We start from the raw sequence: 24,017 nt of genomic DNA on the forward strand, positions 1-24,017 counted from the left end.
CTATGTCTAAATTAAAAGGGCGCCCTTTGCATGCAGATGAAGCTGATGAGCTTTTAAAAAACTGGCCAATACCTGATGTTGCGCCTGATGAACGCAGTTTTGGCAATCGTTCGACGGCTTTTGGCACACCACTTTCTGATTTGTATAAAAAAGAAGTCGAAGAAGAAGCCATAGAGAACGAGCAGCCGCAAGAGCCTGAGCTGCCTTCTCTAACTATGGCGGAGCTTGAGCGCATTAGGCAAGATGCTTATGAGGAAGGCTTAAAGCAAGGGCACGAACAAGGCTATATAGATGGCTTTGAAAAAGGCGTTGGTGAAGGTAAAGAAGCAGGTTACAAAGAAGGGGTAGAGCTTGGTAAAACACAAGGCCAAGAAGATGTTAAGCCCTTAATAGAAGAGCAGTTAACCAGCTTGCGTAGTATTATCGATAACCTCAGCGCTCCGCTTGATAAAGTGGACGAACTGGCAGAAAAGCACTTAGTGCAATTAGCGGTTATGTTGGCTGAAGCTATAACCTATCAAGAAATAAAAACATCGCCCGATGTTATATTACATACACTTAAAAAAAGCATAGATGCACTCAATACTGAACAAGAAAAAGTTCGCGTGCATTTAAATCCGGACGATTTAGAGCTGGTAAAGCAAAGCTACGGTGAACAAACCATAGCAGAGAATAATTGGCAGCTCATTGCAGAGCCAACCCTTGAGCGCGGCGGTTGCGAAGTAAAAACGCCACAATCATCTTTAGATATGACCCTAAAAACCCGTGTCAAAGAAACGTTGGATAGCTTTTTGCATAATAGCGGTATCTAATCTTTTTTGTGGCGTGTTATGGCAGCTCAACGTGCACCTCTAAGCGAACGCTTAAATCAATACCAACAACATATTGCAGCGTTTAAACCTGCTGTAGCGGGTATTTTAACCCGAGTAGTCGGGCTAACCCTTGAGGCGAAAGGGCTACGTGCGCCTGTAGGCAGCCAATGTAAAATAGAAACTATGTCGGGCTTTGTGGATGCCGAGGTGGTAGGCTTTAGTGAGCAAACTCTATATTTAATGCCTAATGACCACATTTCCGGTGTGTTACCTGGTGCACGTGTTATTCCACAAGTAAATGATACAGGTTTACCCGTTGGTATGAGCTTACTGGGCCGTGTAGTGGATGGCTTAGGCCGCCCCCTTGACGGACTAGGAAAAATTAACGCAGAGCACTATTTAAAGTTTGCACAAAACCCTATAAACCCCCTCGCGAGAAGACCAATTAGCCAACCTATGGATGTAGGTGTACGGGCAATAAACTCAGTGATTACTGTAGGACAAGGCCAGCGTATGGGATTATTTGCAGGCTCTGGTGTAGGTAAGTCAGTACTCTTAGGTATGATGACCCGTGGCAGTGAAGCCGATGTTATTGTGGTTGGCCTAGTGGGAGAGCGTGGCCGTGAGGTAAAAGAGTTTATTGAAGAAATATTAGGTGTAGAAGGGCGCAAACGCTCTGTTGTGGTAGCCGCTCCTGCTGATGCATCGCCTCTTATGCGCTTAAAAGGTTGTGAAAGTGCAGTCACTATTGCTGAGTATTTTCGTGATCAAGGCTTAAATGTATTGTTACTGCTTGATTCTGTAACCCGGTACGCCATGGCGCAACGTGAAATAGCGCTTGCGGTGGGCGAGCCCCCTGCTACAAAAGGCTATCCGCCTTCTGTATTTGCCAAATTACCGGCGCTGGTGGAACGAGCGGGAAATGGCGGCGAAGGGCAAGGGTCTATTACTGCGTTTTTTACAGTGCTCAGTGAAGGCGATGATATGCAAGACCCTATAGCCGATGCAGCACGTGCTATTTTAGATGGGCATATTGTACTTTCGCGTGACTTAGCCGATAGCGGTCACTATCCTGCAATAGACATCGAAAAATCAATTTCTCGTGTTATGCCGCAAGTGGTATCTGAGCCGCACATGCAGCAGGCCCGCGTATTAAAACAAGTGTATTCAATGTATCAGCAAAATAAAGATATGATCACCTTAGGTGCGTATCAAAAAGGGGCTGATCAAATGCTTGACCAAGCTATTAATATGATGCCGCGCGTTAATGCATTTTTACAGCAAGGTATGCGTGATGTAATAAGCTATGACGATGGTTTACACGGCCTAGCTCAATTACTAGGACAAGCATAATGGCAAAAAACAAGCTCGATTTACTGCTTAAGCTCGAAAACGACAAAGAAGAAAACCTGCGCATGAGCTACTTACAAGCCAATCAAAATTTACAAGCTAACCAACAAAAGCTGCAAGGGTTAAACAACTTTAGATTAGAATACTCTCAGCAATTACATGTGAAAGGAAAGTCCGGTTTATCAAGCGCGGGCTTTGGCCAGTACCATGCCTTTATAGCAAAAATTGAAGAAGCAATTCGCCAGCAAGCCAGTACGGTAAATACTGCTAAGCAAGTTGTATCACAGCGTAAAGCTTTATGGTTAAAGCAGCAGGTAAAAGCAAAAGCCGTGGCAAAACTAATTGAAAAACAAAACCTAAAAGCGGAGGCGTTAATGGCAAAAAGTGAGCAAAAAATGCTGGACGAGTTTTCTGCTAATCAATTTTTTCAGCGCCGTAGAAGTTTATAACTCTGGCGCGTTTATTGCTTTATTGGTAGGTGGTAATTAATTTTGGCAAAGTGCGGTGGCAACTTGCCGCAGTGCTGTGTAGGTGAATTATGGCAATAAACGATATTTCAATGTTGGCAACAGCTGAAAAAGACTCTTTTTTAGCATTTAAAGACAATAACTTACCTGCAGGTAACGAATCTGGTGATGCTTTTTTAAGCCAGCTACAAGATGCAGATAAACCCTTTGTGTTGCCTGCTAATTCTGAGGCTCCTAACCAAACAGGTGCTTTATTGCCATCTGATGATAAGCAGCTAGCCAATGGCAAAAAACCGACAGATTCATCGAGTGATGACACACAAGATACGCTATTATCTGGCGACAGCGTTTTAGCACAAATAAACTCCTCGCAAGTGATTGACGTAAGTGTAAAAAAACACGGCAGTAGCGATAGTGACTTTAGCGAATTAAGTGCACAAAAGAGTGATAAAAGTGTTAGCTTTTTAGCTTCGCAATTAGGTGAAACTAATGAAACCGACGCCATAACGACTAAAGCCGATGATACTCTTTTAACTGATAATAATAGCAACGGCAAAAAAGGCGCGTTTACAAACGCTGAGCTTGAACCTAAAGCGACTAAGCAAAGCGCTGTAGAAAATTTAGCCCCTTCGTTAAAAAATGAGAGCCTAGCAAGTAGTGCTGCTAAAAACCCAGTAGCAGAAGCAGTGCAAACACAAATCAATAAAACTAATAGCAACGCGGCTATTGTAAATAGTGACGGTGAAGGTGCTGAAAATACAAAAGCGCCAGGCACTGCGTCAAATGCTGAAGGTGCGCTGCCTATAAGCGATGCAGACATAGAGCAATTAGCCAAAGAACTGACTCGTACATCTACGCAGTCAGAGCTATCAACGACATCTAAAGTACTGAACTCATTAAGCGAAGCGCAACGTGCACAGTTAAACGAGCAAGTTAAAAACTCATTTACTGAAACCACGCCAAGTGAAGGTGATGATCGCGCAAGCGCCATTAAACAATTACTTACAGAGTTTGTCGTACAAAACGAAAAACAGACAAGCACGCGCAGTGAGCTAATTCAATCTCAGTTAAAAAGCTTAAATAGCGATGAAAAGCAGGCACTACTTAGTCAATTAAAAAGCTATGTGAGTAACGAGCAACCGACAGGTGATACGCTCAAAAAAGTAAATGAAACAATAAGTAACTTACAAACTATGCTTGATACGCAGCTTAGTGAGAGCAAAGCGCAAAGTGTCTCAAGCTCTGCAAATGTGGCTTTAAATGCACAGCAAGCTAGTAATGCTGCAATAAATGCGAGTACACCGCAAAATAAAGCCATGATTAATGCTGACCCCCCTTCTAGTATTGAACAAGACGCTGTAACTCCAGAAGAGTTAAACACCTTAGAAGCCGAGCTGGAAAGCTTACTTAAAGAGGCTAAAACAAGTACTGGTTTGCCCCGTGTAGCCCAGGTGTTTACGCTGATAACCGATGCAATGAATAACACGCAGGCACAAATAAATGCTCAGTACGACAGCGCTCGTTATGAGCAGTCTATTTTAGAGAGCCAAGCTATACAGTCGCAGCAATTACAAAGTAGTAACGCGCAAATTAAGCAGGTGAATATAGATGCAAGTATGATGCAGGCTATTAATATTGTTAAAAGTGATGCAGCTAAAATGCTTCAAGAGCGTGTATCTTCAATGCTAAGTATTAGCAATAAAGAAGCTGAAATTCGCTTAGATCCACCAGAAATGGGTAGTATGCAAATTCGTATCAGAAGTGATGCTGAGCAAGCACAAATAAATTTTGTGGTGCAAAATCAGCAAGCTAAAGAAGCACTCGAACAATCAATGCCGCGTTTACGTGAAATGTTAGCCGAGCAGGGCATTGATTTAGGCGAAAGCTCTATTTCTTATGGGCAATCAGGTAATGAGCAAAGCGATGAAGGCGAGGAGCGCTCGCAAGGTCAATCGGCTAATAAAAATACACAGCACGATAAAAATGATGAGCAAGATGGGGGTAACCCACAAAGTTCTCGACAACAAACTTCATCATCAATAGATTACTATGCATAAGTACTGCTATTATAATAACTAAAACAAGCAAGTACCTTTGCTAAAAAAGGAATCACAATGGCCGAAGAAACAAGTTTAGAAATAGAAGAAACCGGTAAAAGCAAAAAAAAGCTGATCATAATCATAGTGGCAGTGCTGCTTGTTGTTGGCGGTGGTGCTGGCTATTTTTTTATGGCGGGCGATGATGCACCCGTTGAAACATTAGATGAAGAGACAACCACCGCGGCGCAAAGCGACTCGGCCGCTCCTTCAGGCTCTTCAGCTGAAATGGGCAGTGCTTTGTATGTTGCTATGCCAAGACCCTTCGTATTTAATGTACCTGGGTCAAGCAGAGATAGAATTGTACAAATTAAAGTGCAGTTACTTGTGCGTGGCGATGTAAATGAAGAAACCGCTAAAAAGCACATCCCTTTAATTGAAGGCACCTTATTAAGCGTGTTTTCAACCACCACCGCTGATGAGCTCAGCACAAGTGCTGGTAAAGAAACACTGCGCTTTACAGCGCTTGAAAAAGTGCAAGCCGCACTGAATGATGTTGAAGGCACGAAAGTAATTGAGCGGGTATTATTTACCGGCTTTGTGATGCAATAAGGGGCTAGCGTGAGCGATTTATTATCCCAAGACGAAATTGATGCACTCTTACACGGCGTTGATGAAGTCGAAGAGGAAGATATACACGAAGGTGAAGACAGCGAAGGTAGTACACTACAGTACGACTTTTCTTCGCAAGATCGGATCGTGCGTGGTCGCATGCCGACCCTGGAAATTGTTAACGAGCGGTTTGCTCGTCATATGCGAATAAGCTTATTTAACATGATGCGCCGCACTGCAGAGGTGTCGATTAATGGCGTACAAATGATTAAATTTGGCGAATATATCCATACCTTATTTGTGCCAACAAGTTTAAATATGGTGCGTTTTAGACCGCTAAAAGGCACTGGCCTCATTACCATGGAAGCACGACTTGTGTTTATTTTGGTAGATAACTTTTTTGGTGGTGATGGACGTTACCATGCAAAAATTGAAGGCCGCGAATTTACCCCTACCGAACGCCGAATTGTGCAAATGCTACTAAAAATTATCTTTGAAGATTACAAAGAAGCATGGGCGCCAGTTATGGACGTATCGTTTGAATACCTCGATTCTGAAGTAAACCCAGCAATGGCTAATATTGTGAGCCCTACTGAGGTTGTGGTTATTAGCTCTTTTCACATTGAATTAGATGGCGGTGGTGGCGATTTTCACATTGCACTACCGTACTCAATGCTTGAGCCAATTAGAGAGCTGCTTGATGCGGGTGTGCAATCGGATACAGAAGATACCGACTTGCGTTGGAGCAAAGCGTTACGTGATGAAATTATGGATGTTGAAGTTGATTTATCAACACAGCTTCTTGAGGTTGACTTGTCGCTCAAGCAGATAATGGAACTTAAAGCGGGCGATATTATTCCGGTAGAAATGCCAGAGCATATTACGGTATTTGTTGAAGAGTTACCTACATTTAGAGCTAAAATGGGTCGCTCTCGCGATAACGTTGCGCTGCAAATTAGTGAAAAAATTAAACGTCCTGATTCAGTTAAATCTGAGCTGCATGTATTTACCAAAGGCGGCAAGAAAATTGATTCAGATGCAGAATTAGCAGAACTAGAAGATGATCTACACCTTTCTGACGGTGTAGACTTAGACTGGTAATTGATTAAAAGGTTAAAAGTATGAGCGATGATCAAGACACAATGGACGAATGGGCAGCAGCCCTAGCTGAAGCCGAAGGCGGTGATGATGGCGCAGAGGCGCAAGTTGCCGAGCTTGATGAGTTAAGTGATGATAAACATGAACTTAGCGGCGACGAAAAACGCAAACTCGATACAATTTTAGATATTCCTGTAACAATTTCTATGGAAGTAGGGCGTTCTAAAATAAATATCCGTAATTTATTGCAGCTAAACCAAGGCTCTGTTGTTGAGCTAGACCGCGTAGCCGGTGAACCATTAGACGTACTGGTAAATGGTACGCTCATTGCCCATGGCGAAGTGGTTGTAGTAAACGATAAGTTTGGTATTCGTTTAACGGACGTTATTAGCCAGGTAGAGCGGATCAAAAAATTACGATGAATACACTTGTAGCTCTAACCAGCTCAGTATTTACCAAAGCAGACGCCGTAACGCCTACGGCCGATATTTTGTCTATGGTGCTGTCGTTGATAATGGTGCTAGTACTGATTGTGGTGCTGGCATTTTTTGTTAAAAAGCTTAATCCAAACTTAGCCAATAGCGACGAGTTTAAAGTAGTGCGAAGTTTACCACTTGGCTCGCGAGAGCGGTTAATGGTGGTTGAAATAGATAATGCACAGCATTTATTAGGGGTGACCCAACACAGCATTAACTACTTACATAAACTTGAAACGCCGTTAAGTGAAAAAGAGTTGCCAGAACTTGCTAAGCGATTTAGCAAACTACTTAACCCGCAAACGAATCAAAGTAAAAAGAATTAACCCTATGATAAAGTGGCTGCTGATTATTTTAGCTATGTTATTTGTACCTGCTGCAAGCAGTGCAGAGGGCATAGACGCACTAACTATTACAACCAATGCCGACGGGACGCAAGATTACTCTGTAACCTTGCAAGTACTGGCAATTATGACGGCGCTGAGCTTTATTCCTGCCGCCATAATTATGATGACCTCGTTTACCCGTATTATTGTTGTACTGGCCATTTTACGCCAAGCCATTGGTTTACAATCAACACCTTCAAACCAAGTTTTATTAGGGATGTCGCTATTTTTAAGTATTTTTATTATGGCGCCTATTTATCAGCAAGTTAATGAGCGCGCCATAGAACCCTACTTAAATGAGCAAGTTACTTCGGTACAAGCATTAGAGCTTGCAAAAGAGCCAATGAAAGCCTTTATGCTCTCGCAGGTGCGATTAAAAGACTTAGAAACGTTTGCCAAAATAGCAGGTTATGAGCAGCTTGACTCGCCAGAGGCTACGCCGCTAATTGTGTTAATACCTGCGTTTGTGACCAGTGAACTGCAAACTGCGTTTATTATTGGTTTTATGTTTTTTATCCCTTTTTTAATAGTCGATTTGGTGGTTGCCTCAGTACTAATGGCCATGGGTATGATGATGCTATCGCCCATGATTGTGTCTTTGCCTTTTAAAATAATGTTATTTGTACTGGTTGACGGCTGGAGCCTTGTAATGGGCACACTTGCTAAAAGCTTTGGTTTAGGGACATAAACCATGTTTTACATTCGCACTTTTAAACACTAGGGGTACAACATGGAACCGGAAATTTTTGTTGATATTCTCAGTGATGCACTGTTTTTAGTGATTAAACTGGTTTCAGCTATTGTGGTACCTGGTTTACTTGTAGGGTTAGTGGTGGCGGTGTTTCAGGCGGCAACCTCCATTAACGAACAAACCTTAAGCTTTTTACCGCGTTTATTAATTACCATAGGGGCACTTATTGTTGGCGGACACTGGCTAACCCAAGAGCTAATGGACTTTTTTAACCGCCTAGTATTACTCATTCCTGAAATTGCAGGCTAACTGTGGAATTTCCTTTTTCTGTTGTTATTCAATGGTTAAGTGATTTCTTACTGCCTCTAGTTCGCATCAGCTCAATGATCATGATTATGGCGGGCTTAGGCGCACAAAACGTACCTACACGCATTAAGATGGGGTTAGCGGTAGTGGTCACGTTTTTAGTTGTGCCTGCGCTGCCCCCTGCAACATTTACTAACTTATTTTCTTTTGAAATGGTGCTGGTGGTCATTCAGCAAATGTTGATAGGTGTTGCGATAGGGTTTGCCTCTACACTTATGCTAAATACTTTTGTGCTTGCTGGACAAATACTAGCAATGCAAACCGGTTTGGGCTTTGCTTCCGTTATTGACCCCTCAAATGGTGCAAGTGTGCCCGCAGTTGGCCAGTTTTATTTAATTTTAGCGACCTTGTTATTTTTTGTTTTTAATGGTCATTTAATGATGATTCAAATGGTTGTACATAGCTTTGAAGTACTGCCAATAAACGGCGATTGGTGGGCTGTTGATCATTACTGGGACATAGTAACTTGGGGCAGCTGGATGTTTACCACAGCACTAGTATTGGCTTTAGCGCCTCTTACTGCCATGCTCATCATTAATATTTCATTCGGTATTATGACGCGTGCAGCACCACAGTTAAATATTTTCTCAATAGGTTTCCCGTTCACATTAGTTGCCGGTTTGATGATTATTTGGGCTACCTTGGGCAATTTTGTTACCCAGTTTGAATTTCAATGGTTAAAAATGATTGAGCTTATGTGCAGCCTAGTTGGCTGTACGGTGTAGGAGGGGCGATGGCTGAAGATTCAGGACAAGAAAAAACAGAAGAACCCACCTCCAAAAAGCTCGAAGACGCTAAAAAGAAAGGGCAAATAGCGCGTTCAAAAGAGCTAGGTACTATGTTTGTACTTATTTTTTCTGCCATTTCGTTATTGTTGTATGGCCCAGAGATAGGCAAAGGTTTGTACAATATAATGGGGAGAATGCTGTCTTTAAATCGTACTGAGACTTACGATACCACTAAAATGTTTGCAGTGTGGAGTGAGGTGGCCAGTGCGCTGCTGTTTCCTATGGCGATGTTTGTTTTAATTATTGTTATTGCGGCCTTTATTGGTAATACCTTACTCGGCGGCTTTAATTTTAGCTGGGAAGCTGCAGCACCTAAGCCTAGTAAAATGTCGCCAATGAAAGGCTTTAAACGCATGTTTGGCCCTCAAGCCGCGATAGAGCTGGTAAAATCCATATTAAAGTTTTCGCTGGTGGCTATTTTTGCGGTGTTTTTAATTCAAACTTTTTTTGATGAGATTTTACATTTAAGTATTGAAAGTGCACCGAGCAATATAATTCATGCTCTTGAAATACTCTCATGGATGTTTTTAGGCTTGTCGTGCACTTTGGTGATTATTGCCGCAATAGATGCCCCTTATCAAAGTTATAACCACAACAAACAACTTAAAATGACCATGCAGGAGATCAAAGACGAGTACAAAAACTCAGAAGGTGATCCGCAAATTAAAGCGCGCATTAGACAAACACAAAGGCAAATGTCGCAGCGAAGAATGATGCAAGATGTCCCCGATGCCGACGTAATTGTAACCAACCCTACCCACTATTCTGTAGCGTTAAAATACGATACTGAGCGTGCAGGTGCGCCAATTGTACTTGCCAAAGGGATAGATGAAATGGCTATGCAGATTCGTAAAATAGCCAAAGGTAACGAAGTACCGATTGTAGAATCCCCAATGCTTACGCGGGCACTTTACCATACCGCTGAAGTGGGCCAGCAAATACCTGATCAATTATTTACGGCGGTAGCACAGGTTTTAGCTTATGTATTTCAGCTTAAACGCTTTAAAAAAGGACGTGGTAAACGACCTATTCCGCTTAAGTCTAAACTGCCTATACCCGATGACTTCAAATATGATTAGAGTGTGTTGAGCTAACTACACTTTAAGGGGGCGCCTTGGTAAACACCAACACGCCACTGCAAATTCAAACCAAAATGCCAATACGCTCTTGTCTCTAACCAGCTTTAAAATTTACATCAATAATTAATGAATCTATTGATGGCTCTATACTTGGAATAGTTATTGCAATTTCAGGCCAGTGTCAATTTATTGAATTGTAGAGTTATGGATTTTAAAGCGGTATTACAACAACTTAACAAAGACAAAAAAGAGTATGCCAAAGGCGTAGGCACACCGCTATTAGTACTTGCAGCGCTGGGTATGGTTATTTTACCGTTGCCACCATTTCTTCTTGATATCTTATTTTCATTTAATATTGCCCTTGCTTTGGTTGTTTTACTGGTGACAGTTTACACCATGAAACCGCTCGAATTTGGCATGTTTCCCGCGGTATTGTTAATCGCTACTATAATGCGTTTAGCCCTCAACGTTGCCAGTACGCGAGTTGTGCTTCTTGAGGGGCATAACGGGGGGGATGCCGCTGGTAAAGTAATTGAAGCATTTGGCTCAGTGGTAATTGGCGGGAACTACGCGGTTGGTTTAGTGGTGTTTTTAATCCTTATCATCATAAACTTTGTTGTAATAACCAAAGGTGCTGGGCGTATCTCGGAAGTATCAGCTCGTTTCACGCTAGATGCTATGCCGGGTAAACAAATGGCGATAGATGCCGACTTAAACGCTGGCTTTATTAGTGCAGAGCAAGCACGTGAGCGCCGTAGCGAAGTAACCCGAGAAGCTGACTTTTATGGCTCTATGGATGGGGCGAGCAAGTTTGTAAAAGGCGATGCCATTGCCGGTATCGTGATATTAATTATTAATATTGTTGGCGGTTTATTTGTGGGCATGATACAGCATGACTTGAGCTTTAGCCGCGCAATGGAGGTGTATACTTTACTTACCATAGGTGACGGCCTTGTTGCGCAGCTTCCTTCATTACTGCTCTCTATTGGTACTGCTATTGTTGTTACCCGCCAAAATGAATCGCATAACATGGGTGAACAATTTAAAACCCAGTTAGGTAACGAAAAATCTTTATTTATTGCCTCAGGCATTTTGATCATTATGGGTTTAGTCCCGGGTATGCCTCACATTGCCTTTTTAAGTTTAGGGGCATTACTTGGCTACTTAGCTTACTTTACGCAACAACAAAAACTAAAAGCCGCCGCGTTAGCAGAGCAAGAAGCACAAAGTGGTGCTGCACCCGGTACTGGTGTAGCGAATAAACAAGAACAAAAAGAGCTTGGCTGGGACGATGTACAACAAATAGATGTAATAGGTTTAGAAGTTGGTTACAGACTTATTCCACTGGTTGATCAATCTCAAGGTGGTGAGCTGCTTAATCGCATTAAAGGAGTGCGTAAAAAGTTATCTCAAGAGCTTGGTTTTTTGGTGCCACCTGTGCATATACGCGATAACCTAGAATTAGACCCTAATGCATACCGCATCACCATGATGGGTGTTTCAAGTGGTGAAGGCGAGCTTAAACATGGCGATGAAATGGCCATCAACCCTGGACAAGTCTTTGGTCCTATTAAAGGGGTTGAAACCAAAGATCCTGCGTTTGGCTTAGATGCGGTATGGATAAAGCCAGATCAAAAAGACGAAGCACAATCACTTGGTTATACCGTGGTTGACTCAGCCACTGTAGTAGCCACTCACATTAGCCAATTACTAACAAACAGTGCTGCATTATTGCTAGGCCATGAGGAGGTTCAAAACCTACTTGATATGCTAGCTAAAAGTCATCCACGTTTAGTCGAAGGCCTAGTGCCAGAAGTGCTACCACTGACAACTGTTGTAAAAGTGCTGCAAAATTTATTAAACGAAGGTGTGGCTATTCGTGATATGCGCTCTATTGTTCAAACCCTTGTAGAGTACGGACCACGTAGCCAAGATGCAGATGTATTAACCGCTGCAGTGCGTATTTCGCTGCGCCGTTTAATCGTACAAGACGCTGTGGGCATGTCATCAGAAATCCCTGTCATAACCTTGGCGCCTGAGTTGGAACAGATGTTGCATCAGTCATTACAAAATGCAGGCGACGAAGGTGCCGGAATAGAACCAAGCCTTGCTGAGCGACTTCAAACATCATTAAACGAAGCGCATCAGAATCAAGAAATGGCCGGAGAACCTTCAATATTGCTAACGTCAGGAATGTTACGCACTGTGTTATCTCGTTTTGTTAAGTACACCATACCGGGTTTAAGGGTGATGTCTTATCAAGAGGTACCAGATGAAAGACAGATCAAGATTGTCAGCTCAGTAGGCCAACAATAAAGATTTTAACAGGGGTTGAACCATGAAGATTAAACGTTTTTTTGCTAAAGATATGCGCACCGCACTGAAAGAAGTTAAAGATGAGTTAGGTGTTGATGCCGTTATTATGTCGAACAAAAAACTCGCTAATGGTGTAGAAATTGTTGCCGCAGTAGATTATGACAAAGCAGCCCCTAAAGCCGCAGCGCAACCACAGGCAGCGCCAGCTCCGCAAAGAGCTGTTCAACAAAACGCTCATAACTTTGTAAAGCCAGAGCCGCAGCGTGCGCAACCTGAGCCACAAGCAGCAGTCGCCGATAGCTTACAAGCGTTATTAGAGCGTCAGTCGCCGCGTCCTCGCTCTCCTGAGCTTGCTTCTATGTTTTCGCAATCAGGTATTGATACATCTGAGCATTATCAAGAGCCAGCACAGCCACGTACTACAAATATGTTTGCACGCGAAAATGAAGCGCCAAAACGCATGCAAACCCAAGCTGACAGCTTAGGCTTTGATGACCTAGATCAAGATTTTGACGAGCTAGATACGCCGGTTGCACCGCGTAGCCAAGCTAATAATAACGAAAGCGCTCAAATGAGCGCAATGCGTGATGAAATGAACGCAATTCGCCAGTTACTAGAGCACCAAGTATCGGGTTTAATGCAGCAAGATATGGCGCGTCGCGACCCAACACGTGCATGCATGATTGATCGGTTAGTTGGCATGGGGATAGATAAAGACGTTGCAGAGCAAATGGCGTGTTTTATTCCTGATGACGTATCCCGCCAGCAAGGTTGGAAGGCATTATTACAAATGGTTGAAGATCAAATGCAGACCACCAATAATGAAATTCTTCGCCAAGGTGGTGTGTACGCACTTGTAGGGCCTACTGGTGTCGGTAAAACAACCACAGTTGCTAAACTTGCAGCATTAGGGGCACAAAAATATGGCGCCGACAAAGTCGCCCTTATAACGACAGATACTTACAGAATAGGTGCTTATGAGCAGCTTGCTACGTATGGCCGTATTATTGGTTGTGGTGTTAAACAAGTAAAAGATGCCAATGAATTAGCTGAAGTTTTATATCATTTACGTAATAAGCGTCTAGTATTAATTGATACAGCGGGTATGAGTCAACGTGATTTACGCCTAACAGAACAGCTAAACACTTTAATGCGTAACCAACGAGTAGATATACGTAGTTATTTAGTATTAAGTGCTACTGCACAAATAAATGTTCTACAAGAAACGGTGAGACATTTTAAAAAGGTTCAGCTAAGCGGTTGTATTTTCACTAAGTTAGATGAATCATTAAGTTTAGGTGAGATTATTAGTATAGCGATTCAAAATCGTCTTCCGATAGGGTATCTTACTAATGGTCAGCGTGTACCAGAAGATATTCGCGTTGCAAATGCTGAAAAACTAGTAAAAAAAGCTGAGCAATTGTATTTAAAAAGAGCAAAAGCACAACATTCAAGGCACCAAGCGGTGGCGCCAAGCACAGTAGGGATGTATGATTAACACAGTATTAGATCAAGCAAGCGGCCTGCGCAAAATGAGTCAAAACAATAACAACGGCGTAAAAGTTATCGCTGTCACCGGCGGTAAAGGCGGGGTGGGGAAAACCAACGTCTCATTAAATACTGCGATTGCTTTAGGACAGCAGGGTAATCGTGTATTAGTATTAGATGCCGATTTAGGCCTAGCTAATTGTGATGTAATGCTAGGACTACGTGTTGAAAAAAACTTATCTCATGTCCTTTCGGGTGAGTGCGAACTTGATGAGATTTTAGTAGAAGGCCCAGGCGGCATTAAAATAGTGCCTGCTACATCCGGCTCGCAAAGTATGGTGGAGCTAACCCCTTCTGAGCATGCCGGCTTAATTCGTGCCTTTAGTGAGCTTAATACAGAATTTGATATTTTAATTGTAGATACCGCCGCCGGTATTTCTGACATGGTGCTGAGCTTTTCTCGTGCAGCCCAAGATGTAATGGTTGTTGTGTGCGACGAGCCGACCTCTATTACTGATGCTTACGCGCTTATTAAAGTACTTAGCCGCGAGCATGGCGTTTATAAATTTAAGATTGTTGCTAACATGGTGCGCAGCATGCGTGAGGGCCAAGAACTTTTTGCCAAGCTGTCAAAGGTAACTGACCGTTTTTTAGATGTGTCAATGGAACTTGTTGCGACCATCCCATATGATGAAAATATGCGTAAATCAACGCGTAAGCAAAAAGTCATTGTCGATCTTTTCCCTAACTCACCAGCAGCAGTCGCGTTTAAAACATTAGCGACAAAAGCAGTAAAGTGGCCTATACCTAATCAACCTTCAGGGCATTTAGAATTTTTCATTGAGAAGCTAGTAAACGGCTGATTATGACAACTTCGGTGAAAAGAGCTATGGGATATCAATCAACACAAAATTTAAATGTGATTGTTGAAAAGCATGCGTCGCTTGTCAAAAAAGTGGCATGTCACTTGATAGCTCGTCTTCCTCCTAGCGTTCAGCTCGATGATTTAATTCAATCAGGAATGATAGGCCTTATTGAGGCCTCAAAAAACTTTGATGCCAGTAAAGGAGCAAGCTTTGAAACGTTTGCGGGTATTCGCATTCGTGGCGCTATGCTTGATGAAATGCGCAGGGGTGATTGGGCTCCTCGCTCGGTGCACCGTAAAAGCAGATTAGTTGCAGAAACCATCACAGAATTAGAAAATAGCTTAAATAGAGAGCCAAAAGATACTGAAGTAGCTGAAAAACTTGATATTTCGCTAGAAGAATACCATCATATTTTAAATGATGTTAATTCCAGTAAAGTGCTAGGTATAGATGACCTTGGGGTAGATGAAGATGTTATTAGCCCTGCAGGTCAAGATTTAGCGCTAGACAAACCATTTAATAATGTTAAAAATGAACGGTTTAATAATTCATTGTTAGAAGCGATAAAGTCTTTACCAGAGCGTGATGCGATGGTGCTTTCATTGTATTACAACGATGAAATGAATTTAAAAGAAATTGGGCATATACTCGATGTAAGTGAATCGCGTGTAAGTCAGATACATGGTCAGGCGATGATTAAGCTCAAAGCAAAAATCAATGACTGGATAAACTAGTAGTAAGTAAATTATAGGTTAAGACCTCACCGGAGGATGTTTTGGATAAAAACATGAAAATTCTTGTTGTTGATGATTTTTCTACAATGAGACGTATTATTAAAAATCTGTTGCGTGACCTAGGGTTCACGAATGTTCAAGAAGCTGATGATGGCTCTACAGCATTACCTATGTTGCAAAATCAGGTTTTTGACTTTGTAGTAACCGATTGGAATATGCCAGGGATGCAGGGTATTGACTTGCTACGAGCTATTCGAGCTGACGATAAATTAAAACATATTCCGGTTTTAATGGTGACAGCAGAAGCTAAAAAAGAACAAATAATAGCGGCAGCGCAAGCAGGTGTTAATGGTTACATTGTTAAGCCATTTACTGCAGGTACTTTGAAAACTAAATTAGAAAAAGTGTTTGAACGCTTAGGTTAATGAGAGGAGAGGCTTATGTCAGCACCAGCTGCGCCTCAAATTACTTTAGAACAAGCTCGTCAGCTCGTTGTTTTTTTAGAAAACGGTGAGCAAGATAAAGCTGACCAATTAATTTTAGATACTGCCTCTCAAGAGCAATCGCAGCTTTTTGCCGAAGTAGGTAAGTTAACGCGTCAGTTGCACGAAGCCCTTAAAAGCTTTGAACTAGATACGCGTTTAACCGATTTAACTACTGATGCAATTCCGGATGCAAAAAAACGCTTAAATTATGTCATGGAAATGACAGAAAATGCAGCTAACAAAACAATGGATGCGGTAGAAGCAAGCCTCCCTATTGCACAGCAGCTAGCAGATGAAATTGCACATATTAAGCCTACTTGGGATAGGCTTATGAACCGTGAAATTGAGCTGGGCGAGTTTAAAACCTTATGCCACAGCATCGATAATTTTATGAATAGCTCTCATCACAAAACTGATGAGCTGCAGACTTTAATGACCAATGTACTCATGGCGCAGGATTTTCAAGATTTGACCGGCCAGGTTATCCGCCGAGTAATAGAGTTAGTCAGAGAAGTTGAAGAGAGTTTAATTCACCTTTTAACAGCATTTGCCGCACAAGATGACAGCACTGTTGAAAGTAAAGAACAACAAGAAACAGAAGAACTGGTTGCCGCACAAACATTAGCAGGTCCTGAAGGCCCTATTATTGATAAAGAGTCGCGAAGTGATGTTGTATCTGATCAAGACGAGGTCGACGACCTATTATCAAGTTTGGGCTTCTAAGAGGAGAGTAACTGCATGAGCTTTGAAGTCGATGAAGATATTTTACAAGACTTTCTTGTAGAGGCTGGAGAAATCCTTGAGCTTTTATCTGAACAGTTAGTTGAGCTAGAAAATAACCCAGAAGATACTGAGTTACTAAATGCTATTTTTAGGGGCTTTCATACCGTAAAAGGGGGAGCTGGCTTTTTAGCTATGACTGAGCTTGTAGACGCTTGTCATGGTGCTGAAAATGTATTTGACCTCTTGCGCCAAGGGGTTAGAACCGTTAATTCAGAATTGATGGATGTGATTTTACAAGCACTAGATACCATTAACGAAATGTTTGCTACTATTCAAAACCGCGAACAGCCAGACCCAGCAGATCCTCAATTACTAGAAACCCTTCATAAACTTGGTCAACCGCCTTCGGATGACGAGCTTACAGAAACAGTCCCTGAAGTTGTTGAACAAGAACCCGCAGCACCTGTTAATGCACCTGATGAAGAAGACCCATTTGCATTTGATGAATTATTTGATGTAGCAGGTTCAAGCCCTTCAGCAGATAGCACGCAGATTGATGAAATTACAGAAGATGAATTTGAAAGCTTATTAGATGAGCTTCATGGTAAAGGCCAAAGCCCGGTATCGCAACCAAGTGCAAGTGCAGAGCCAGACTCAAGTTCAGACATTACTGATGATGAGTTTGACAGTCTGTTGGATGAATTACACGGTGTGGGTAGTTTTGGCCCTGTTGCTGGCAATACTTCAAGCAAAGAGCCAGAAGTTAAAGATACTACACCACCTCCAGTGTCTGTTACAAATGATACTGGCGATGATGAAATCAGTGATGACGAATTTGAAGCATTGCTTGATGAACTGCATGGCAAAGGCGGAGCACCAGAATCAAAAGAAGCTGAGACACCTGCACCGCAGCCACCTAAGGCAGCACCTGTCGCACAAACGCCAGCAAAACCAGAGCCAGCACAAGTTGCTAAGCAAGCACCTGCGGCAAAAGCAGCACCGGCCCCTAAAACGGTTGATAAGCCAGCAAGCAGCGCAACTCCTAAAAAAGCGACGCCTCCGCCTGCTGAAACCACGGTACGTGTTGATACTAAGCGTTTAGATCAAATAATGAATATGGTTGGCGAGCTGGTATTAGTACGAAATAGGCTAGTCAGTTTAGCGACCAATACAGACAGTGAAGCGATGGGCAAGGCGATATCAAATCTTGATGTAGTCACCGCTGATATTCAAGGTGCAGTAATGCAAACGCGAATGCAGCCCATCAAAAAGGTATTTGGCCGTTTTCCTCGCGTTGTGCGTGATTTAGCACGCAGCTTAAATAAAGAAATTAACTTACAGCTTGTAGGTGAAGAAACCGACTTAGATAAAAACTTAGTTGAGGCATTAGCCGATCCGTTAGTGCATTTAGTGCGCAACTCGGTAGATCATGGTATTGAAATGCCTGCAGCGCGTGAGGCCGCGGGTAAACCTAGAACAGGTAATGTTACTTTATCTGCATCTCAAGAAGGCGACCATATTTTGTTAACCATTAAAGATGATGGTGCAGGGATGGACGCTGAAAAGCTGAAAAAAATAGCGATTAGTAAAGGCGTTATTGACCATGATCAGGCAAGTCGTTTATCAGACACTGAAGCATATAACCTAATTTTTGCGCCTGGTTTTTCGACCAAAGAAGAAATATCTGATATTTCTGGTCGTGGCGTAGGCATGGATGTAGTAAAAACTAAAATCACCCAGCTTAATGGCTCTGTTAATATCCAGTCTGAATTGGGCGTAGGTACAATTTTAGAGATAAAAGTCCCCTTAACGTTAGCTATTTTGCCTACACTTATGGTAATTGTTGGTGAGCAAACATTTGCGTTACCGCTTGCTGGCGTGAGTGAAATATTCCACTTAGATCTAACAAAAACCAATGTGGTAGACGGTCAGCTTACAATTATTGTTCGTAAAAAAGCGATACCCCTTTTCTATTTAGAGCATTGGCTAGTTAAAGGTGCTGATTGTTCTCAGCGAAAAGCACAAGGTCATGTGGTGATTGTACAAATAGGTACACAGCAGGTTGGCTTTGTGGTTGATTCATTAATTGGCCAAGAAGAAGTTGTTATCAAGCCTCTTGATGCGTTATTACAAGGTACGCCTGGAATGGCTGGTGCAACAATTACATCTGACGGTGGTATTGCACTGATTTTAGATGTACCTAACATGCTTAAGCATTACGCAGGATAAAATGTAGGCATACGTGTTTATGCCTACACATAAATTAATAAGAGAGCGCAATGGCCGTAAAAGTTTTAGTTGTTGACGATTCCAGTTTTTTTCGCCGCCGTGTAAGCGAAATTCTTGAACAAGATAGCGGTATTGAAGTGATAGGCTTTGCTGTTAATGGTAGAGAAGCCGTAGACAAAACAGCACAGTTACGTCCGGATATGATCACCATGGATGTAGAGATGCCTGTGCTTGACGGTATTAGCGCTGTGAAAGAAATTATGGCAAGCAATCCTACGCCAATACTTATGTTTTCTTCCTTAACTCGCGATGGTGCTACAGCAACGTTAGATGCACTTGATGCCGGTGCAATGGATTTTTTACCGAAAAAGTTTGAGGACATTGCCAGAAATAACGAAGATGCAATCAAGCTATTGCAAACTAAAGTGAAGGAAATTGGTCGTAGGCGTGCACCTCGTCCAATAAGGCCGTTAACATCAAGTAAGTCTGCTGCTTCACCAACGAGCAAACTAGCGACAACTAGTTCCTCAGTAAAACAACCCGATAGAAGCTTTCAACGAGCGGCCCCAGTGCCAGCAACAGCTACAGCCAGTATGCCCTCGCGTGCTAGTGGTAAACATTATCAAATAGTAGCTATTGGCACCTCAACCGGGGGGCCTGTTGCTTTACAAACTATATTAACCCAGCTACCTGCTAATTTTGCCCACCCTATTTTGTTAATTCAACACATGCCTGCAGCCTTTACGCCTGCGTTTGCGGCACGATTAAATAGCCTTTGCAAAATACGTGTAAAAGAAGCACAACAAGGTGACAGACTAGAAGCTGGCACAGCTTATTTAGCACCAGGCGGGCAGCAAATGATGGTTGAGGGGCGAAGTGGTAATAAAACACTGCGTGTGTTTGAAGATAACAGTGAGCGTATAAGTTACAAACCTAGTGTTGATGTGACGTTTGCAAGTGTTGCTAAAAGCTATCAAGGCGATGCACTTGCTATTGTTTTAACAGGCATGGGAGCCGATGGGCGCGATGGCGCTCGAATGCTTAAGCAAGCTGGCGCAACAATTTGGGCGCAAGATGAAAAAAGCTGTGTTGTATACGGTATGCCGCAAGCTATTGCAAACGCAGGGCTTGCCTCAGAACATTTAGCCCTTAGCGATGTAGCAGCAAGAATCAAAAGAGAGATAGGCTGTGGATAAGCTTTCTGTTTTAGGATTAGTCATTGCGCTGGGCGCCATAGCGATTGGTTATGCTTTAGAGGGGGGCGTTGTCACTGCGTTATTTAACGGCCCTGCACTTATTATTGTGCTTGGCGGCACCTTAGGCGCCGTTATGTTACAAACGGCTACAAGCACCTTTAAAAAAACGCTAAGTATAAGCCATTGGGTGTTTTTTTCACCACAAGACAATATTGAACAAGCCATAGAACAAATTAAAACGTGGTCGCACAAAGCTCGCCAAGAAGGCTACTTAGCACTAGAAAAAGAGGCACTTAGTCATCCAGATCCTTATGCAGCTAAAGGGCTTAGTTTACTTGTCGATGGGTGTTCGGAGCAAAAGCTTCGCGACACCTTAGAAATAGACTTAATGCTTGAACGTGACCGCTTACTTGAAGCAAGTAGAGTGTATGAAGCTATGGGGGGTTATAGCCCAACAATAGGTATTTTAGGGGCCGTACTAGGTCTTATTCAAGCTATGTCATTTATTACCGACCCTCAAAAGCTAGGTGCAGGGGTTGCGACCGCTTTTATTGCAACAATATATGGGGTGGGGTTAGCTAACTTATTATTTTTACCTATGGCCAATAAACTTAAACAGCGCGTAGAGCAAAAAATGCTTTACCATGAAATGATGGCCGAAGGGGTAATAGCGATAAGCCTTGGCGAAAGTCCTATTAACATAGAATTAAAGCTTGAAGCTTATCGCACAGAGCGCCCTAATGTCGTGGTAGAGTAACTTTTATGTTACGCCGGCGCCTACGTCAATCAGCAGAAAAAAATCAACATACAGAACGTTGGTTGGTCTCTTATGCCGATTACATGACCATTATGTTTGCTTTTTTTGTGGTTATGTATGCCATTGCCATAAATAAAGAAGAAAGTTTTCAAATCCTCTCCGACTCTTTAGAACAGGTTTTTGACAAATCAGCAAGGCAGCAATCGCAACAAGGTGAGGGTGTTACGGGTGAAGGGTTACTTACAGACCGTGTCACCCCGGAGCACGAATTATTATATGGCGAGAGCATTCAAAAACAGGAGTCTGGCCCAGAGTTGCTCGATGGACAAAGTGATACCAGTAATATAAAACAAAAACATTTAGGTAAGCCGCTAGATAGCTTATTAACTAAATTACATTCAGCACTTATAGATGAGATTCGTGATGGAGAAGCAAGTTTAGAGCTCAACCAAGATTGGCTTATTATTGAACTAAGCTCAGGAATGTTGTTCTCAAGTGGCAGTTCCGTAGCCCACGCGCGCGCTAAACAAGTCGTAAAAATTGTAAAAGATATTATTGCCCCAGTAGATAACTACATAAGAGTAAGAGGCTACACAGATAACGAAAGTATTCGTAATGAAATGTTTCGCTCTAACTGGGAGTTGTCTGTTGCACGTGCGACCTCTATTTTAGTTGAATTAGAAACGTTAGGAATTAACCCAGCGAGAATGGCAATAGAAGGGTATGGCCAATATTCACCTTTTGCCGATAACGACACTGCAGCGGGTCGTGCAGAGAATCGAAAAGTTGTTATTGCCCTTTCTAAGTATGGCTTAGTACAGCAAACCACCGAAAATGAAGCCGAGCCTGATGAGCAAGCGCAAAAAGCAGCGCCTGAGCCAGAGGTCGAACTTCCCTCTGATGATAACGCAATTAAAATAATTCGTTTACCTCATGGTGGCATCAGGATCACCACGCGCAATGAATAGTAATTAGGACTTAATGTGAAGATTTGGACAGTAGCAAATCAAAAGGGCGGTGTAGGTAAAACCACAACGGCTGTTAGTCTTGCGGGTATTTTAGCATTGCAAGGTAAACGCGTATTACTTATTGATACCGACCCTCACGCTTCACTTACGTATTATTTTGGTATTGATTCTGAAGATTTAGAAGTCAGTGTGTACGATATTTTTGCTCGCGGCACCTCAATGCAAAGTGAAGAAATATTGCAAGCTTTGTGCCCCTCTACAATGGAAAACCTAGATATATTGCCCGCAACGATGGCTATAGCAACTCTCGATAGAAGTATGGGCAATAAAACGGGGATGGGCTTAATTTTAAAAAAAACACTTGCAAAAATTAGTGAACATTACGATTATGCGTTGCTTGATTGCCCCCCTGTTTTAGGTGTTCTAATGGTAAACGCATTAGCTGCCAGTGAACGTATTTTAGTGCCTGTGCAAACTGAGTTTTTGGCGCTCAAAGGGCTTGATAGAATGATGCGCACTATGGAATTAATGCAAAGCTCTCAAGCGAAACAGTACCAATATACTATAATCCCTACTATGTATGATAAGCGCACAAAAGCGTCGCTTGAAGCCTACAAAACGTTGCAAAATACATATAAAGATAAAGTATGGCCAGGGGTGATCCCCGTTGATACAAAGTTTAGAGATGCAAGCCTTGCACAAAAGGTACCCATAGAGTTTTGCCCACGTTCGCGTGGGGTATACGCTTATAAAGCGTTATTAGATTATTTAATTGGACAAGGTTAATGAATGAGTAAGCAATTATTTGCTAATGAAAAAGTAATGACTCAATACTTAGGGGCGCTCTTATGCGAAGACGAACCTGAGGAAAACCTTGAGCCTGTAGCTAAACTCCTTGAACAAGTACCTAGTGCCATACAAAACGACGAGGTACTTTTAAAACCCAAAGCGCAATTAAGCGTAACCGAGCAGCTATATTCTGAGCAAGTAAAAGAGGCTATTAGTGAGGTTGAGCCCGTTTCCTCTCAAACAGCGCCTATTGAACCTGAGCCAGTAAATGCACCTGATGTGCAAACCTTGCAAAGTACAGAGCCTGCGCCTTTACTACATAGCCAAGAAGATTACTTTGAAGGAGAATTTCAGGCTCTATTTTTTGAAGTGGCTGGCTTAACATTGGCTGTTCCTTTAAAAGCGCTTGGGGGTATTCATCAATTAGGTGAGGTAAATCATTTATTTGGTAAGCCAAAGTGGTTTAAAGGCGTTATGCTTAATAGAGATGAAAAGCTAAACGTAGTTGATACCGCCCGTTGGGTAATGCCAGAAAAGTACGATGAAAAGTTAGAGGCTTCTCTTAATTATCAGTATTTAATCACCCTTGGGGATAGTAACTGGGGGTTATTGGCCGAAAAGTTAATAAATAACATTACATTGAGTAAAGAAGATGTAAAATGGCGAAAAAACAGCGGCAAACGTCCTTGGCTTGCTGGTGTTATTAAAGAAAAAATGTGTGCTTTAATAGATGTAGATAATCTAAATGCACTATTAGAAAAAGGCTTAGATAGCCGTCAGTAGTAATGACCATTACGGGGTAACAGCATGAGCGAAGATAAACTATTATCAGCGAATAAAAACGCAGATAACAACGATGAAATTTTACAGTGGGTAACGTTTAAGCTTGAAGAAGAAACCTACGGCGTAAACGTAATGCAGGTACAAGAAATTTTACGTTATACCGAAATTGCCCCAGTACCTGGTGCGCCTTCTTACGTTATTGGTATTATAAACTTACGTGGTAACGTAGTTACTGTTATTGATACTCGAGCTCGCTTTGGCTTACCAGCTGCAGATGCGACTGATAACTCTCGCATTTTAATTATTGAAGCAGAAGAGCAAGTAATTGGTATTTTAGCTGATAGTGTATCTGAGGTTGTGTACTTACGCAGCTCTGAAATAGACAGCGCGCCAAATGTTGGTACTGAGGAAAGCGCTAAATTTATTCAAGGCGTGTGTAACCGCGATAACGAATTACTTATTTTAGTCGATTTAAATAAATTACTTAGCGATGACGAATGGGATGAGTTAAGCGATATTTAA

25 protein-coding genes are annotated in these 24,017 nt (G+C 42.3%); all 25 read left to right on the top strand.

The window, feature by feature from the left end; all coding sequences use genetic code 11:
• Positions 1-2 precede the first annotated feature (2 nt).
• Entirely contained in the window at positions 3-812 is an 810-nt protein-coding gene (fliH, locus tag AN393_RS10975) for a flagellar assembly protein FliH (RefSeq protein WP_055015920.1), read from the top strand.
• Positions 813-830: 18 nt separating this feature from the next.
• Positions 831-2,165 (top strand): flagellar protein export ATPase FliI, encoded by a 1,335-nt coding sequence (gene fliI / locus AN393_RS10980; RefSeq protein ID WP_054982998.1) that lies wholly within the window; start codon positions 831-833, stop codon positions 2,163-2,165.
• Positions 2,165-2,611 carry a flagellar export protein FliJ gene (fliJ, locus tag AN393_RS10985; RefSeq protein WP_055018059.1) on the top strand — a complete coding sequence of 149 codons (447 nt, stop codon included), beginning with the start codon at positions 2,165-2,167 and terminating at the stop codon, positions 2,609-2,611. Before fliI ends, fliJ begins: the two co-directional genes overlap by 1 nt.
• 89 nt (positions 2,612-2,700) lie before the next feature.
• Positions 2,701-4,686, top strand: coding sequence for a flagellar hook-length control protein FliK (locus AN393_RS10990; RefSeq protein WP_055018060.1), 1,986 nt, complete (start codon positions 2,701-2,703; stop codon positions 4,684-4,686).
• Positions 4,687-4,743: 57 nt separating this feature from the next.
• On the top strand, positions 4,744-5,277 hold the full coding sequence (gene fliL / locus AN393_RS10995; RefSeq protein WP_055015924.1) for a flagellar basal body-associated protein FliL: 534 nt from the start codon (positions 4,744-4,746) through the stop codon (positions 5,275-5,277).
• A 9-nt stretch (positions 5,278-5,286) separates the two neighbouring features.
• A complete protein-coding gene (fliM, locus tag AN393_RS11000) occupies positions 5,287-6,378 on the top strand; it encodes a flagellar motor switch protein FliM (protein ID WP_055015925.1) in 1,092 nt (363 codons plus the stop codon).
• A gap of 20 nt (positions 6,379-6,398) precedes the next feature.
• Positions 6,399-6,797, top strand: coding sequence for a flagellar motor switch protein FliN (fliN, locus tag AN393_RS11005; protein WP_055015926.1), 399 nt, complete (start codon positions 6,399-6,401; stop codon positions 6,795-6,797).
• A complete protein-coding gene (gene fliO / locus AN393_RS11010; RefSeq protein ID WP_055018061.1) occupies positions 6,794-7,177 on the top strand; it encodes a flagellar biosynthetic protein FliO in 384 nt (127 codons plus the stop codon). The genes fliN and fliO overlap by 4 nt, the downstream gene beginning before the upstream one ends.
• A gap of 4 nt (positions 7,178-7,181) precedes the next feature.
• Entirely contained in the window at positions 7,182-7,925 is a 744-nt protein-coding gene (gene fliP / locus AN393_RS11015; RefSeq protein WP_055018062.1) for a flagellar type III secretion system pore protein FliP, read from the top strand.
• 42 nt (positions 7,926-7,967) lie between these two features.
• Positions 7,968-8,237, top strand: coding sequence for a flagellar biosynthesis protein FliQ (gene fliQ / locus AN393_RS11020; protein ID WP_055015929.1), 270 nt, complete (start codon positions 7,968-7,970; stop codon positions 8,235-8,237).
• 2 nt (positions 8,238-8,239) lie between these two features.
• Positions 8,240-9,019 carry a flagellar biosynthetic protein FliR gene (fliR, locus tag AN393_RS11025; protein ID WP_055015930.1) on the top strand — a complete coding sequence of 260 codons (780 nt, stop codon included), beginning with the start codon at positions 8,240-8,242 and terminating at the stop codon, positions 9,017-9,019.
• Between the two features lie 8 nt (positions 9,020-9,027).
• A complete protein-coding gene (gene flhB, locus AN393_RS11030) occupies positions 9,028-10,161 on the top strand; it encodes a flagellar biosynthesis protein FlhB (RefSeq protein WP_055018063.1) in 1,134 nt (377 codons plus the stop codon).
• Positions 10,162-10,365: 204 nt separating this feature from the next.
• Positions 10,366-12,477: a flagellar biosynthesis protein FlhA gene (flhA, locus tag AN393_RS11035; protein ID WP_055018064.1), complete on the top strand. Its 2,112-nt coding sequence runs from the start codon at positions 10,366-10,368 to the stop codon at positions 12,475-12,477.
• Between the two features lie 22 nt (positions 12,478-12,499).
• Positions 12,500-13,975, top strand: coding sequence for a flagellar biosynthesis protein FlhF (gene flhF, locus AN393_RS11040; protein ID WP_055018065.1), 1,476 nt, complete (start codon positions 12,500-12,502; stop codon positions 13,973-13,975).
• Entirely contained in the window at positions 13,968-14,828 is an 861-nt protein-coding gene (locus AN393_RS11045) for a MinD/ParA family protein (RefSeq protein ID WP_054983003.1), read from the top strand. Before flhF ends, AN393_RS11045 begins: the two co-directional genes overlap by 8 nt.
• Positions 14,829-14,854: 26 nt before the next feature.
• The gene (locus tag AN393_RS11050) at positions 14,855-15,565 is read left to right on the top strand and encodes an RNA polymerase sigma factor FliA (RefSeq protein WP_055018085.1); all 711 of its coding nucleotides are present in this window, start codon (positions 14,855-14,857) and stop codon (positions 15,563-15,565) included.
• A gap of 41 nt (positions 15,566-15,606) precedes the next feature.
• Positions 15,607-15,990 carry a chemotaxis response regulator CheY gene (gene cheY, locus AN393_RS11055; RefSeq protein ID WP_008132609.1) on the top strand — a complete coding sequence of 128 codons (384 nt, stop codon included), beginning with the start codon at positions 15,607-15,609 and terminating at the stop codon, positions 15,988-15,990.
• A 15-nt stretch (positions 15,991-16,005) separates the two neighbouring features.
• Complete coding sequence (locus AN393_RS11060) at positions 16,006-16,773, top strand: protein phosphatase CheZ (protein ID WP_055018066.1); 768 nt, start codon at positions 16,006-16,008, stop codon at positions 16,771-16,773.
• Between the two features lie 15 nt (positions 16,774-16,788).
• Positions 16,789-19,002, top strand: a complete 2,214-nt coding sequence (locus AN393_RS11065; RefSeq protein WP_055018067.1) for a chemotaxis protein CheA — start codon at positions 16,789-16,791, stop codon at positions 19,000-19,002.
• Between the two features lie 50 nt (positions 19,003-19,052).
• Complete coding sequence (locus tag AN393_RS11070; RefSeq protein ID WP_055018068.1) at positions 19,053-20,198, top strand: chemotaxis response regulator protein-glutamate methylesterase; 1,146 nt, start codon at positions 19,053-19,055, stop codon at positions 20,196-20,198.
• Positions 20,191-20,955: a flagellar motor protein gene (locus AN393_RS11075; protein WP_055018069.1), complete on the top strand. Its 765-nt coding sequence runs from the start codon at positions 20,191-20,193 to the stop codon at positions 20,953-20,955. The genes AN393_RS11070 and AN393_RS11075 overlap by 8 nt, the downstream gene beginning before the upstream one ends.
• 5 nt (positions 20,956-20,960) lie before the next feature.
• A complete protein-coding gene (locus AN393_RS11080; RefSeq protein ID WP_055018070.1) occupies positions 20,961-21,923 on the top strand; it encodes a flagellar motor protein MotB in 963 nt (320 codons plus the stop codon).
• A 15-nt stretch (positions 21,924-21,938) separates the two neighbouring features.
• Positions 21,939-22,709 (top strand): ParA family protein, encoded by a 771-nt coding sequence (locus AN393_RS11085; protein ID WP_004588314.1) that lies wholly within the window; start codon positions 21,939-21,941, stop codon positions 22,707-22,709.
• A gap of 3 nt (positions 22,710-22,712) precedes the next feature.
• Positions 22,713-23,495: a chemotaxis protein CheW gene (locus AN393_RS11090; protein ID WP_055018071.1), complete on the top strand. Its 783-nt coding sequence runs from the start codon at positions 22,713-22,715 to the stop codon at positions 23,493-23,495.
• Between the two features lie 24 nt (positions 23,496-23,519).
• Complete coding sequence (locus AN393_RS11095) at positions 23,520-24,017, top strand: chemotaxis protein CheW (RefSeq protein WP_055018072.1); 498 nt, start codon at positions 23,520-23,522, stop codon at positions 24,015-24,017.

Origin of the sequence: Pseudoalteromonas sp. P1-25 (assembly GCF_001401805.1) — a bacterium.
Classification (GTDB): Bacteria; Pseudomonadota; Gammaproteobacteria; order Enterobacterales; family Alteromonadaceae; genus Pseudoalteromonas.